This is a genomic window from Marinobacter xestospongiae, assembly GCF_023156385.1.
Lineage (GTDB): Bacteria > Pseudomonadota > Gammaproteobacteria > Pseudomonadales > Oleiphilaceae > Marinobacter > Marinobacter xestospongiae.
The window spans coordinates 30503-43227 of the sequence record NZ_JAKZAK010000011.1; the positions used below are offsets into that span (position 1 = coordinate 30503).

12 protein-coding genes are annotated in these 12725 nt (G+C 59.6%); 9 read left to right on the forward strand and 3 right to left on the reverse strand.

Going from position 1 to position 12725, the window contains the following annotated elements; genetic code table 11:
• Nucleotides 1-128: 128 nt before the first annotated feature.
• The 3 genes from MLD24_RS09555 to MLD24_RS09565 all read right to left on the reverse strand — a co-directional run bounded on the left by MLD24_RS09555 (nt 129) and on the right by MLD24_RS09565 (nt 3390).
• The gene (locus tag MLD24_RS09555) at nt 129-1316 is read right to left on the reverse strand and encodes an iron-containing alcohol dehydrogenase (protein ID WP_248166451.1); all 1188 of its coding nucleotides are present in this window, start codon (nt 1314-1316) and stop codon (nt 129-131) included.
• On the reverse strand, nt 1316-1861 hold the full coding sequence (locus tag MLD24_RS09560) for a hypothetical protein (RefSeq protein ID WP_248166452.1): 546 nt from the start codon (nt 1859-1861) through the stop codon (nt 1316-1318). Before MLD24_RS09560 ends, MLD24_RS09555 begins: the two co-directional genes overlap by 1 nt.
• Before the next feature lie 221 nt (nt 1862-2082).
• Entirely contained in the window at nt 2083-3390 is a 1308-nt protein-coding gene (locus MLD24_RS09565; protein WP_425562349.1) for a M48 family metalloprotease, read from the reverse strand.
• A gap of 265 nt (nt 3391-3655) precedes the next feature.
• Between MLD24_RS09565 and MLD24_RS09570 the strand changes: the two genes are divergently transcribed.
• The 9 genes from MLD24_RS09570 (at nt 3656) to MLD24_RS09610 (ending at nt 12688) form a co-directional block, all read left to right on the forward strand.
• Nucleotides 3656-4426, forward strand: a complete 771-nt coding sequence (locus tag MLD24_RS09570; protein WP_227171508.1) for a DUF599 domain-containing protein — start codon at nt 3656-3658, stop codon at nt 4424-4426.
• Entirely contained in the window at nt 4427-4897 is a 471-nt protein-coding gene (locus tag MLD24_RS09575) for a PaaI family thioesterase (RefSeq protein WP_227171507.1), read from the forward strand.
• The gene (locus MLD24_RS09580) at nt 4894-5328 is read left to right on the forward strand and encodes a PaaI family thioesterase (protein ID WP_227171506.1); all 435 of its coding nucleotides are present in this window, start codon (nt 4894-4896) and stop codon (nt 5326-5328) included. Before MLD24_RS09575 ends, MLD24_RS09580 begins: the two co-directional genes overlap by 4 nt.
• A gap of 113 nt (nt 5329-5441) precedes the next feature.
• Nucleotides 5442-7334 carry a molecular chaperone HtpG gene (gene htpG, locus MLD24_RS09585; RefSeq protein ID WP_248166453.1) on the forward strand — a complete coding sequence of 631 codons (1893 nt, stop codon included), beginning with the start codon at nt 5442-5444 and terminating at the stop codon, nt 7332-7334.
• Between the two features lie 24 nt (nt 7335-7358).
• Entirely contained in the window at nt 7359-7580 is a 222-nt protein-coding gene (locus MLD24_RS09590) for a DUF2835 domain-containing protein (RefSeq protein ID WP_248166454.1), read from the forward strand.
• Nucleotides 7581-7949: 369 nt separating this feature from the next.
• A complete protein-coding gene (gene katG / locus MLD24_RS09595; protein ID WP_282450562.1) occupies nt 7950-10121 on the forward strand; it encodes a catalase/peroxidase HPI in 2172 nt (723 codons plus the stop codon).
• Between the two features lie 308 nt (nt 10122-10429).
• Nucleotides 10430-11131 carry a hypothetical protein gene (locus MLD24_RS09600; protein ID WP_248166455.1) on the forward strand — a complete coding sequence of 234 codons (702 nt, stop codon included), beginning with the start codon at nt 10430-10432 and terminating at the stop codon, nt 11129-11131.
• A gap of 89 nt (nt 11132-11220) precedes the next feature.
• On the forward strand, nt 11221-11919 hold the full coding sequence (locus MLD24_RS09605) for a hypothetical protein (RefSeq protein ID WP_248166456.1): 699 nt from the start codon (nt 11221-11223) through the stop codon (nt 11917-11919).
• 163 nt (nt 11920-12082) lie between these two features.
• On the forward strand, nt 12083-12688 hold the full coding sequence (locus MLD24_RS09610) for a YdeI/OmpD-associated family protein (protein ID WP_227171501.1): 606 nt from the start codon (nt 12083-12085) through the stop codon (nt 12686-12688).
• The last annotated feature ends 37 nt before the right edge of the window (nt 12689-12725 follow it).

A 12725-nucleotide genomic window follows, 5' to 3' on the forward strand; every position in this document is an offset into this window, starting at 1 on the left:
AGCCTGCGCGACCCGGAACATACTGTGAATTTTGTCCGTTTCGCCAGGGATTTGCAATGTTGGGAAGGTCTGTTGGCGTTCGGGGGAAGGTGGGCTGTGCCCCGCCGCGAGGGCGGGGCGGTCGGCTATCAGGCCCAGGCTTTCTGCAGTACCGCGCGGGCATCCTCCAGTGAGGCCTCGCGGGGATTGAACATGATTGAGCCATCGTCGAGGGCGAGGGCTGCGATGTCGTCGAGCTGGGACTCGTCCACCTTGCCGGTTTCCTTGAGGGTTCGGGGCAACTGGCACTTCTTGTAAAGCGCATCCCGCAGTCGACGGATGGCGGAGATGGCCGCTTCAGCGCGTCGGTTGGCCGGCGTGGCGGCGTAGGCTTCCGGACCGTCCAGGTACAGCAGCAGCTCACCCAGGGGCTCGCGAATGGTCTCCAGGTTGTATTCCAGCACGTAGGGCATGTAGATACTCATGCACAGGCCGTGGGGCAGATGGCAGATCGCACCGGTGGCGTGCCCCAGGGCGTGGACCAGCCCCACCATCGAGTTGGAGAAAGCAATGCCGGCCATGGTCGAGGCCTGGGCCAGTTCCAGACGGCCGTCGGTATCCTTGGGGTTGTCCATCACCGCCAGCAGTGAGTGGCTGATCTTTTTCACCGCCGCGGTGGCATAGGCATCGCTGAGCGGGTTCTTGGCCATGCAGGTGAACGCTTCGGTGGCGTGGGTGAGGGCGTCCATCGCGGTGGCTGCGGTGATGTGAGGTGGCAGCGTCAGCGTCATCCGCGGGTCGATAATGGCGGCGTTGGGCAACAGGAACGAGGAGGTGAACGGCAGTTTGACCGACTTTTCGGTATCTGCAATCACCGCCACCGCGGTGACTTCCGAGCCGGTGCCTGCGGTGGTCGGCACCACAAAGAACGGTTTCAGCGGCCGCTTCAGCACCCCGGCACCGGCGTAGGCGGCGATGTCGTCACCGCCCTCGGATACCAGAATGTTGACCGCCTTGGCGGTGTCGATGGCGGAGCCTCCGCCCACGGCGATGATGGCATCGCATTTCTCCTGGCGGTAAACGCCGGCGATGTCTCGCACGACGGCCTTGGAGGAGTCGGGGGGGACGTCGTCGTAAACGCTGGCGATGTCCAGATCGCTTTCCTCACAGGCGGCAATCACTGGTTCCAGCAGGCCCGCGGCACGCACACCCTTGTCGGTAATGATCATCGGCCGTTTGCCGCCGAGACCGGCCAGCTCATAGGGAATGTGCTCCAGTGCGGCTTTACCGGCGATCACCTTCACCGGGCAGAAGAACTCGTAGAATGTGCTGCTCATTATGCTCTCACCGTGTCAAAGAATTGGGACGCAACCTTGAGGTAGATGCGTGTGGCGTTGAGGAGTTTTTCCGGCAGGTGCAGGTTGCGGGGATACTCCTTGACCGCCCGTCGGGCCAGCAGCCGCGGCAGGATGAAGGCCTCCAGGCGGTTGAGAATGCGGGTCATGCGGACTGCGTAGCCAATGTCGCCATCCACCAGCATGCGGTCGTTGGCAAACGCCACCGACGTCTTCTCCTGGAAGGACAGCACCAGGAAGGCATGGGCAATGTGTTTGAACTGGATGGACAGGTTCACGGGGCGGGGCGCTTCTGAGCCGTGATAGCGGAAGCGGCCGTTGCCGAGGTGTTCTATCACCAGGCTGGCGCCGTGGGGCATCACCATCATCTCGAACAGGAAGCCCTCTGGCAGTGCCCGGGCCTCGTTCTGAACGTCCTCGTCAATCTCACTGATGGCCTGGAGGGCGTTGCCCATCACCTGAAATATCAGCTCCACGTACAGGCGCCGGGCCTGCGATGCCATGGGTTGCAGTCGTCTGGCAAGCATCGGGTTGGTCCCTTGTTGTTAGCGTTAGATTGATTTTTAGAGTTTTTGCTCTAGTTGTCAATGCAGCCGCTGACGCAGTGCACCCGTCACTTCAGCAAGACCGAACGGCGAGGGCTGCCTGGTCAGGTTGTCTGGATCGGGATCTGGATAAGGAATCTGGATAGCAGACTGGAGCGGGCAGGGAGCCGGATGTCGGGCAGGCTGCCCGACATCCGTGAGGGTTATTGCTGTTTGGGCTGCTGCTGTGGCTGGGTGCCGGTCAGCTGGACCAGCTTCCGCTGGGCTTCCTGGCCAATCGCGCCACCAGCCTCTGAGGCCGTGCGGTAGTGGGCAATCGCATCGTTCTTGCGCTGTTGGCGGACGGCGATGTCTCCAAGCCGCAGATAGCCAATGGAGGTGGGCACCGTGCGGTTGGCTTCGGTAATGTCCTCTTGCGCCTGGTTCAGGTTGTTGAGGGCATAGGCGTGGAGGCCCCGCCGCAGGCGATAGCTGAACATTTCCGGATACAGCGACACCGCCTTGTCGTAGTCATGATCGGCCAGATCCGGCTGCTCCAGCAGTTGATGAATCTGCCCCCGCAGGGCAAAGAACATGGCTTCGCCGTCTTCAATGTCGATTGCCCGGTTGATTTCGCCAAGGGCCTGCTGGAACTTCTCTTCCCGGATCAACGACACCGCCTTGTCGTAGGCGTCATAGGCGGGCTGCAGGCGCTTCAGTGTGGCCAGGTGGCGCTGATAGACGTCACGGCCACGGAAGCCGCCGCCATCGAGCTTCTGCGCCAGTTCCAGATTGCGATCCACCCGGGTCTGGGAGGGAGGGTGGGTGGCAAACAGCCCGGCGACAAAGCTGGATTCGCGGCCCTCGGACAGCTTCACAAACAGTTGTTGCAGCTCCACCGCTGCCATCGGGTCATAGCCTGCTTTCACCATGTAGCGAATGCCGTAGTGGTCGGATTCAAGCTCATCGGCCTGGCCATACTGGGCCAGTGCCAGTTGGGCGCCGACAGCGGCTCCCCCCATCGCCAGCTGGGCCCAGTCGCTGTCGGCCAGGGCAATGCCGACTCCGGCCATACCGGCATTGATCAGCATGCCGGTCTGCATTCGCTGGACACTGTGGCGGGCGGCCGCGTGGACGATCTCGTGTCCCAGTACCGAAGCCAGTTGGGCTTCGTCTTCCAGCTGCACCAGCAGGCCGCGGTTGATGGCGATCTTGCCGGAGGGCAGGGCCCAGGCGTTGGGAACGCTGCTGTTGAGTACCACGAACTCATAGGGCATGTCCGGTCGATCGCTGACGGCGGCCAGCTTCATGCCAACCTCGCGAACGTAGAAGCTCAGCTCCGGGTCAAGATAGAACTGGCCGCCCTGGGTCTGCTGGGTGGGGATGTACTGCTTGGCCCCCATGGTCCATTCCTGCTGTTCGGAGATCAGCGACAGCTGTTTCTCCCCGGTGACGGGGTTGACGGCACAGCCGCCGAGAATGGCCAGCAGCAGTGCCAGTGGCAGGCAACGACGAAGAACGCGGATGTTCACTCCAGACTCCCTGTAGATCCGTTGATTGGCGTTCCCGCTCAGTACCACCTAGCTTGAGGGGAAGGTACAGAAGCGGTAGCGAAGCGCTTCCTGCCGGTGGGCAGGAGGATTCTCTGCTTTATACCATATAGACCGGCGATGACAGAGGTGGTTGCAGGTTCCCAGGCCCCGTAGCCGTGGCAAACTGGCTGGGTACTGGCCCCTTGCGGTAGAATCGGGCCCTCGTCTTCGTGCTTCTGCCATTGCCCGTTACCCGGACCCCTTGATGAAAGAATCCCTGGATTTGCTGGCCCTGCTCTGGTTCCTCGTGTGCTGGCTGGGTTACAGCGAGTATTCCCGCCGTCGCGCCGACGACCGGCCCTGCCTGTCCAACACCCTGGATCTCTATCGGGAAGACTGGATGCGGGTCATGCTGCGCCGGGATAACCGCATCTCCGACGCCTCGGTGGTGGGCAACCTGGAACGTAACGGCGCCTTTTTTGCCTCCAGCTGCCTGCTGATCCTGGCCGGTATCATCACCGCGCTGGGTTACACCCAGGAGGTGATGGAAGTGTTCAGCACCCTGCCATTCGGCAACCTGCCCAGCCGGGCCATCTGGGAGCTGCGCATGGTGGTGCTGATGGTGGTGTTTATCTACGCGTTCTTCAAATTCACCTGGTCGATGCGGATGTACAACTTTGTGGCGGTGCTGATTGGCGGCGCGCCGTTCCCCGGTGACAAACAGGTGAGCCCGGCATCGCGGGAAGCCTTTGCCCGCAGCGCGGCCCAGGTCTGCAACATGGCGGGGGACGCCTTCAACCTGGGGTTGCGCTCCTACTACTACGCTCTGGCCGTGGTGGCCTGGTTCATCCACCCGGTGGCATTTCTTGCGGCCTCTACCCTGGTGGTGTTCGTACTGTACCGGCGGGAGTTCCGGTCGGCAGCGCTGACCGCATTGCGCTCTGGCAAGGTCTTTGAGGAGCCGTCATCAAAGGCACCAAAAAGCACGAAGCAAACCGAAAAAACCGAACGAAACGTGGAAGGAAAGGCCGACTGAATGACCGATTCCGTGCGCAAGGACCGGGTCACCCGGTTCATCAACACCCTGCAGCAGGCTCGCACACTGGGGCTGACCGTGGCCGACGCTGACGATCAGCAACTGACTCTGTGCCTGCCATACAGCCAGAAAATCATCGGCAACCCGGAAACCGGGGTGATCCATGGTGGCGCCATCACCACGCTGATGGACACCGCCTCCGGTTCGGTGATGATCTGTGTGCTGCCGGATTTCGAGCTGTGTCCCACCCTCGACCTGCGGGTGGATTACATGCGACCGGCGGAACCCAACAAGCCGGTCTATGCCCGTGCCGAGGCCTACCGCATTACCAATAACATCATCTTTACCCGCTGTGAGGCCTACCAGGAAAAGGGCAAGGCCATTGCCAACTGCGTTGGTACCTTCATGCGCATCGGGCGGGAAGCCACGCCCAAATCCTACCGTGACCTGATTACCGGAGACGACGCATGACCACCGCCGAAATCCTGCGCTATACCCAGGAAACGGGCGATTTTTCCCGCATGCTGGATGGCATCCCCTACGCCGGCTTCATCGGCCTGCAGTGTGAGCGGTTCGGCGATGATCTGATTTTCCGGCTGCCCCGCAAGGACAGCAACATTGGCAACCCGATCCTGCCGGCCATTCATGGCGGTGTGATCGGCGGCTTCATGGAGCTGTCCGCAGCCATCTATCTGATGATGTCCCAGGACGTGCTGCGTATGCCGCGCATCGTCGACTTCTCACTGGACTACCTGCGAGCCGGTCTGGACCGGGAAACCTTCGCCGAATGCCGGCTTACCCGCCAGGGCAACCGGGTGGCGAACGTGATGGTCACCGCCTGGCAGAAATCCCGCAGCCAGCCCATCGCCACCGCCCGCGCCCACTTTCTGCTGGAAGACTGATCAGCCCTTGAAAAGCGATCGGGTGGCCCCACTTCTGTTTGCAACCCCAAACAGAGGGGGCTCGCCCGTGCGATTCCCCACGTGTTCCATCTCAGTCAGGAGACGTTCAAGCCATGACGGTTGAATCCCAGAAAGAGACCCTTGGTTTCCAGACCGAGGTGAAGCAGCTGCTTCACCTGATGATCCACTCCCTCTATTCCAACAAGGAAATTTTCCTGCGGGAGCTGATCTCCAACGCCTCAGACGCTGAAGACAAGCTGCGTTTCGCCGCTCTCAAGGATGACAGCCTCTACGAGGGCAGCCCCGACCTGAACATCCGCATCGATTTCGATGAAGACGCCAATACCGTGACCATCACTGACAATGGCATCGGTATGACCCGCGACGATGTGATTGCCAACCTCGGCACCATCGCCAAATCCGGCACCGCCGAATTCCTCCAGCAGCTGTCTGGTGACGAGAAGAAAGACAGCAAGCTGATCGGTCAGTTTGGTGTTGGTTTCTACTCGGCGTTCATCGTGGCTGATCGGGTGGAAGTGTTTACCCGTCGTGCCGGTGCACCGGCGGAAGAGGGTGTGCATTGGGACTCCAAGGGCGACGGCGAATTCTCCATTGAATCGGTCAACCGTGACGTCCGTGGTACCCAGATCGTGCTGCACCTGAAGGCGGACGAGAAGGAGTTTGCCAACGGCTGGCGTCTGCGCTCCCTGGTCAAGAAGTATTCCGACCACATCTCGTTCCCGGTGATCATGAAGTCTGAGCAGACCGAAGAAGGCGAGGAAGCGAAGGACGAGACCGTCAACGACGCGACTGCGCTGTGGACCCTGCCGCGCACCGAGATCAAGGATGACGAGTACAAAGAGTTCTACAAGCACATTGCCCACGACTTCGAGGACCCGCTGACCTGGTCCCACAACAAGGTCGAAGGCAAGCTCGATTACACCAGCCTGCTGTACCTGCCGGCCCGGGCTCCGTTTGATATGTACAACCGCGAGGCGCCACGAGGCCTGAAGCTGTACGTCCAGCGGGTGTTCATTATGGATGACGCCGAGCAGTTCCTGCCGCTGTACCTGCGCTTCACCAAGGGCGTGATCGATTCCAACGACCTGTCCCTCAACGTTTCCCGTGAGATCCTGCAGAACGACAGCACCGTCGAGAGCATCAAGTCCGCCCTCACCAAGCGGGTGTTGGACATGCTGGGCAAACTGGCCAAGAAAGATGTCGACAGTTACCAGAAGTTCTGGGACGAGTTCGGTCAGGTCCTCAAGGAGGGCCCGGCGGAAGACTTCAGCAACCGTGAGAAGATTGCCGGCCTGCTGCGGTTTGCCTCCACCAATACCGGTGAGGCTGCCCAGAACGTCTCGCTGGATGACTACCTCGGCCGCATGAAGGAAGGTCAGAACAAGATCTACTACATCACCGCCGACAGTCACGTTGCCGCCAAGAGCAGCCCGCACCTGGAGGTCTTCCGCAAGAAAGGCATTGAGGTGCTGATCCTGTCCGACCGTATCGACGAGTGGATGATGGGCTACCTCAACGAATACGACGGCAAGCAGTTCCAGGACGTTGCCCGCGGCGAGCTGGACCTGGGCGAGGCTGAGACCGAGGAAGACAAGAAGCAGCAGGAAGAGGCCACCGAAGCCCACAAGGATCTGCTGGAGCGCATCCAGAAAGCCCTGACTGACCGGGTCCAGGAAGTGCGGGTGACCAACCGCCTGACCGATTCTCCGGCCTGCCTGGTGGTGGGAGACCACGACATGGGCGCGCAGATGAAGAAGATCATGGAAGCGGCCGGCCAGAAAGTGCCGGACAGCAAACCGATCTTCGAGATCAACGTTGAGCACCCACTGGTGCAGCGGCTTGAGAACGAGCAGGGCGAGGACCGCTTTGGTGAGCTGTCTGCGGTACTGCTTGACCAGGCCACTCTGGCCAGTGGCGAGCAGCTGGAAGACCCGGGTGCCTACGTCAGCCGGCTGAATCGCCTGCTGCTGGAACTGTCCAACTGATCCGTCACCGGAACGGACAGCCCAGTGCAGCACATCATTGTGGACATCTCCATCGGCCCTGAAGAGTGGATCAAGCTCTATCAGGGCTCGGCGCGGGATGTCCATACCCGGGCCCGGGACGGACGCTCAATCCGCTTCCCGGCCCGTATTCTTGTGCCGTTCTTCCTGCGGGACGGCATCCACGGTTCCTTCCGTATCCTGTTTGATGACCAGGGAAAATTCCACTCCATAGAACGTCTCGCCTGATCCTTCCCCTGAGCGCTCTGTTCCGCTGCCGTTTTCGATAGCTAAAAACTCTTGTTCCTTTTCTTTTAATTAATTATCTCGAGATCTTCCTGGGCGTTATCGTGAAATGGTTCCCGACAACGCAGGAGATCGCCCATGAAACAGCCTACTGACAAGGCGTTATCCGCCGGAGCCATTCGCCTGGGCGCCCTGTGGAACTACTCGACGAACTCTTTGATCAGCTATTTGGTGGACTACGCCCTGGCGCACTAGCAAACGATTGCGCCGGTTGAGACCCAAGCAGTTCCCGATGGCCGATCTATAGTTAGTGGTGTGCCTGCCACGAACAACGACGCTGTCGCCAATTGCCAACAGAATTAGGAGAGAGAGATGACACAGAACAGCTCCGCCCAAGGTAAGTGTCCGGTTATGCACGGAGCCAACACGACCGAGGGCTCAACCAACATGAAGTGGTGGCCCAATGCTCTCAACCTGGACATCCTTCACCAGCACGACACCAAGACCGACCCCATGGGCAAGGATTTCGACTACCGGGAGGAACTCAAGAAGCTCGACGTGGCGGCCCTCAAAAAGGACCTTAACGACCTGATGACCAGCAGCCAGGCGTGGTGGCCGGCTGACTGGGGACACTACGGTGGCCTGATGATCCGCATGGCCTGGCACGCGGCAGGTTCCTACCGCATCGCTGATGGCCGTGGGGGTGGTGGTACCGGTAACCAGCGTTTCGCGCCGCTGAACTCCTGGCCTGACAACGGCAACCTGGACAAGGCGCGCCGGCTGCTGTGGCCGATCAAGAAAAAGTACGGCAACAAGGTCAGCTGGGCCGATCTGATCATCCTGGCCGGCAACGTGGCGTACGAATCCATGGGCTTCAAGACCTTTGGCTTTGGCTTTGGTCGCGAGGACATCTGGCACCCGGAAGAGGATATTTACTGGGGCGCCGAGGACGAATGGCTGGCGACGTCTGACAACGACAAGAGCCGCTATTCCGGCGAACGCGATCTGGAGAATCCGCTGGCTGCGGTGATGATGGGGTTGATCTACGTGAACCCCGAGGGCGTGGACGGTAATCCGGACCCCCTGAAGACCGCTGCCGATGTTCGTGAAACCTTTGCCCGCATGGCGATGGACGATGAAGAAACGGTCGCCCTTACAGCTGGCGGCCACACCGTCGGCAAGACCCACGGCAATGGCGACGCCAACAACCTGGGGCCGGACCCGGAAGGCGCCCCGGTTGAAGAGCAGGGCCTGGGCTGGGTCAACAAGGTCAGCCGTGGTGTTGGTCGGGACGCGGTGACCAGCGGCCTGGAAGGGGCCTGGACCACCAACCCCACCAAGTGGGACAACGGTTACTTCCAGATGCTGCTGAACCACGAGTGGGAGTCGAAGAAGAGTCCGGCCGGTGCCTGGCAGTGGGAGCCGGTGGACATCAAGGAAGAGGATATGCCGGTGGATGTGGAGGACCCGTCGATCCGCTGCAAACCGATCATGACCGACGCCGACATGGCAATGAAAATGGACCCGGAGTACCGCAAGATTTCCGAGCGGTTCGCCAAGGATCAGGCCGCGTTCGAGGATGCCTTTGCCCGGGCCTGGTTCAAGCTGACCCACCGTGACATGGGGCCGAAGGCCCGTTATGTGGGGCCGGAAGTGCCGTCAGAAGACCTGATCTGGCAGGACCCGGTGCCAGCGGGAAGTACCGGTTATGACATCGCGGCGGTGAAATCCCGGATCGCGGACAGTGGCCTGAGCATCAGTGACATGGTGTCCACCGCCTGGGACAGCGCTCGCACCTTCCGCGGTTCCGACATGCGGGGTGGCGCCAACGGCGCCCGCATTCGCCTGGCACCGCAAAAGGACTGGGAAGGTAACGAGCCGGAGCGGCTGGCCCGGGTGCTGGGGGTGCTGGAAGGCATTGCCTCTGACACCGGCGCAAGCCTGGCGGATGTGATCGTTCTGGCCGGCAATGTGGGGATCGAGACTGCCGCCCAGGCTGCGGGTGTGAGCGTGACGGTGCCTTTCGCACCGGGTCGTGGTGATGCAACGCCGGAGCAGACCGATGTTGAGTCGTTCCTGCCGCTGGAACCCATCCACGATGCGTTCCGCAACTGGCTCAAGAAAGACTACGCTGTGGAGCCGGAAAAGCTGATGCTTGACCGTGCCCAGCTGATGGGCCTGACCGCGCCGGAAATGACGGTGCTGATCGGCGGCATGCGAGTGTTGGGTACCAACCACGGCGGCAGCACGCACGGTGTGTTCACCGATCGGGTGGGGCAGTTGACCAACGATTTCTTCGTCAACCTGACCGATATGGCCTATAGCTGGAAACCGGCCGGTAACAACCTCTACGAACTGCTTGACCGCAGCAGTGGTGACGTACGCTGGACCGCCACCCGGGTGGACCTGGTCTTCGGCTCCAACAGCATCCTGAGGGCCTACGCCGAAGTCTACGCCCAGGACGACAGCCAGGAGAAGTTCGTCAATGACTTCGTGGCCGCCTGGACCAAGGTGATGAACGCCGACCGCTTCGACATCCACTAACCCCACCGGCCAAGCCGACCTGCCCATCCTGGTGACACCGCGTTGCCGGGGTGGGCAGAGACTCCCTGCAATGTTCAGCTGCAAAGACAGTGCCTGAAGTGGTAATGTTTGTGCCGCCGTTGCCTGAAGGAGATTGATCCTGTGCACGGCGGAATCGTCAAGGATAGACGCCTCTGCTCGCAGCAACCCCGCCCGGGGGCCCTGCACATCGCCTGCCTCTGACGTATTTCTTTGATGGTTCGCCCAATCAAGACACCGTGGACGGTGTTGGCTGCGAATCCTGTGGAGTTGTTTTGGAGATGGAACCAATGAAATACCTGATGAAACCCCTGTTTTTGATCGTCGCCCTGCTGAGTGTTTGGAGTTCGCAGGCTATGGCCTCGTTGAGTGAGGCCGATGTGCAGCGCGTGATTGATGTTCAGCGGGACCCGGCCGGAAAGGAACTGACGGCGCAGATAATGGATGATGCGGTGTTGTCGAATGAAGAAAAGGCGGCTATGTGGGAGGACGTGCGTAGAGTCATGAAATCCGATGGCCCGGCAGCTGCATCCGCTGTGGCGCAGACTTATGTCTTTAGAAAGATGTTTCCCGAGGCGGAGCCTGAGCAGCTTGCAACACTGGAAGGACGTCATGAGCTCGTTATCGACCGGATTCGCAGTGACAATGAGATGAACAGCGCTTTTACTGACGTCGTTCAGGGTCACGGGTTCTCTGATCTGGATGAATGGGGCGAGGTTGCTCTACAAGTGACGAAAGCAACGCACGCATTGAAGTTTGAGGCGTACGAGCGTGAAATCAACGCGTCGATAGAGCAAATCCGAAATTCACCTCAGATGAATGAGGAACAGATTGCTCAGGTCATTGCTGCTCAGAATGCATCGATAGCTCAGTTACGGGAGCAAACCGAAGGTGTTAGTGAAGCAGATAAACGTGTGGTAGCGCCTTTCATGGAGGAGCTTAGTGAAAAGTCCATACTGAATGCGAGTGAGTCGTCTGATAGCGGCTTCTAACTCATTCGTTTCGCTAGTTTTTGGTGACAAGTGATTTTTAACTGTGACGCCTGATCCTTGGTTACACGGAATAGTAAGGAAACCACGTTATGAAATTTATGACAAAACCTCTGTTGTTGATCGTTGCTCTGCTGACTGTTTGGAGTTCGCAGGCTATGGCGGCGCTGAGTGAAGCGGATTTGCAGAGATTTATAGCTGTCCAGCAGGCGCTGAGTGAGCGTCGTGACGAATTGGCGCAATTAGATCCGGAAAAGCGAGCTGAGGCGGAAGCTGAGGCCGAATGGCAGAGAAAGTATGACCAAGCTATGGCGTCAGATGATGACGACGCAATTTTCGCTCTGGAAGAAGAGCGCATGGCAAGTCAGAAGAGTCTTGAGGATCTCCTGAAGCCCCGTAGAAAATCCTTTGATGAAGAGGGTGCTGAGGCATTGGCTGACCTTAGAGAGAAGGGTGCTCTGTGGGAGGCTATGGAGGACATCGTTCAGGACAACGGGTTTTCTGATTTGAGAAGCTATTGGGAGGTCCAACAGAGTGTGGTAAAAGCTGTAATGTTTTTAAGCATCCAGAGAGGAGAGGCAGAAACTGACTCACTGCGTGAGACTTATCGAGACTCCGGGTTATCTGAAGAGTACATTGCTAAATCCATGGCGGCGAGAAGAGAGATGACGCGGAGCTCGCGTGATTATATTGGAGATGTTCCGGAACAGGACTCTCAGTTGGTCGCCCGGTTTGAAGAAGAGCTGCTCCAGGTGCTGAGTAGATCTGCTGAAGACGAGGACGATTACTAACTCCTCGCATTCAGCAACCTGACTGGGCGCTTTTGCGCAATCCGGCTGCCTGGTCCATGCTCAATTCGCGCTGCTGTCATTGTCCGCTGGTATGCAGGTTGTGGCAGCCGCGTTGCTACAGAGAGCGTCTCAGGTCAGCAATCACCAGTCAGGGATGAAACCGATGAATCAGGCCCAGAAAACCCCGTCCAGCCTCAAGGTTGAGCAGTTTCTTCAGGCCGCCAGGCAATGGCGTGATGAATATCAGCAACTGCGAGCCATTGTCTCCCGAACGCCGCTGGAGGAGGGCTTTAAATGGGGCAAGCCCTGCTACGCCATCGATGGCAGCAACGTGGTGCTGATTCACGGCTTCAAGGATTTCTGCGCCCTGCTGTTCATGAAGGGCGCACTGCTGAAGGACCCGGACCAGCTTCTGATTGCCCAAACGGACAATACCCAGGCGACCCGCCAGATCCGCTTCACCAGTGTCGAACAGATCCAGGCATTGGCGCCGGCAATCGAAGCCTATCTACTTGAAGCTATTGAGGTGGAACGGTCCGGCCAACAGGTTGAGTTCAAGCGCACCGAGGATTTTGACGTGCCAGCGGAGTTTCAGCAGCGGCTGGACGCCAGCCCGGCACTGAAAGCCGCCTTCGAGGCACTGACGCCGGGGCGCCAGCGGGGCTATTTGCTGCACTTCGCCGGCGCCAAGCAGGCCAGCACCCGGGCTGCCCGGGTTGATCGGTGTGAGCCCCGTATCCTTGCCGGTAAAGGGCTGAATGATCGCTAGTGTCCCGTGCGGTTAATTCGCTGACCTACTGCGTCGT

Bases quoted from the DNA above. Each gene is read 5' to 3' on its own strand.
- MLD24_RS09555 (WP_248166451.1), bottom strand. From the start codon at position 1,316: ATGAGCAGCACATTCTACGAGTTCTTCTGCCCGGTGAAGGTGATCGCC.
- MLD24_RS09560 (WP_248166452.1), bottom strand. From the start codon at position 1,861: ATGCTTGCCAGACGACTGCAACCCATGGCATCGCAGGCCCGGCGCCTG.
- MLD24_RS09570 (WP_227171508.1), top strand. From the start codon at position 3,656: ATGAAAGAATCCCTGGATTTGCTGGCCCTGCTCTGGTTCCTCGTGTGC.
- MLD24_RS09575 (WP_227171507.1), top strand. From the start codon at position 4,427: ATGACCGATTCCGTGCGCAAGGACCGGGTCACCCGGTTCATCAACACC.
- MLD24_RS09580 (WP_227171506.1), top strand. From the start codon at position 4,894: ATGACCACCGCCGAAATCCTGCGCTATACCCAGGAAACGGGCGATTTT.
- htpG (WP_248166453.1), top strand. From the start codon at position 5,442: ATGACGGTTGAATCCCAGAAAGAGACCCTTGGTTTCCAGACCGAGGTG.
- katG (WP_282450562.1), top strand. From the start codon at position 7,950: ATGACACAGAACAGCTCCGCCCAAGGTAAGTGTCCGGTTATGCACGGA.
- MLD24_RS09600 (WP_248166455.1), top strand. From the start codon at position 10,430: ATGAAATACCTGATGAAACCCCTGTTTTTGATCGTCGCCCTGCTGAGT.
- MLD24_RS09605 (WP_248166456.1), top strand. From the start codon at position 11,221: ATGAAATTTATGACAAAACCTCTGTTGTTGATCGTTGCTCTGCTGACT.
- MLD24_RS09610 (WP_227171501.1), top strand. From the start codon at position 12,083: ATGAATCAGGCCCAGAAAACCCCGTCCAGCCTCAAGGTTGAGCAGTTT.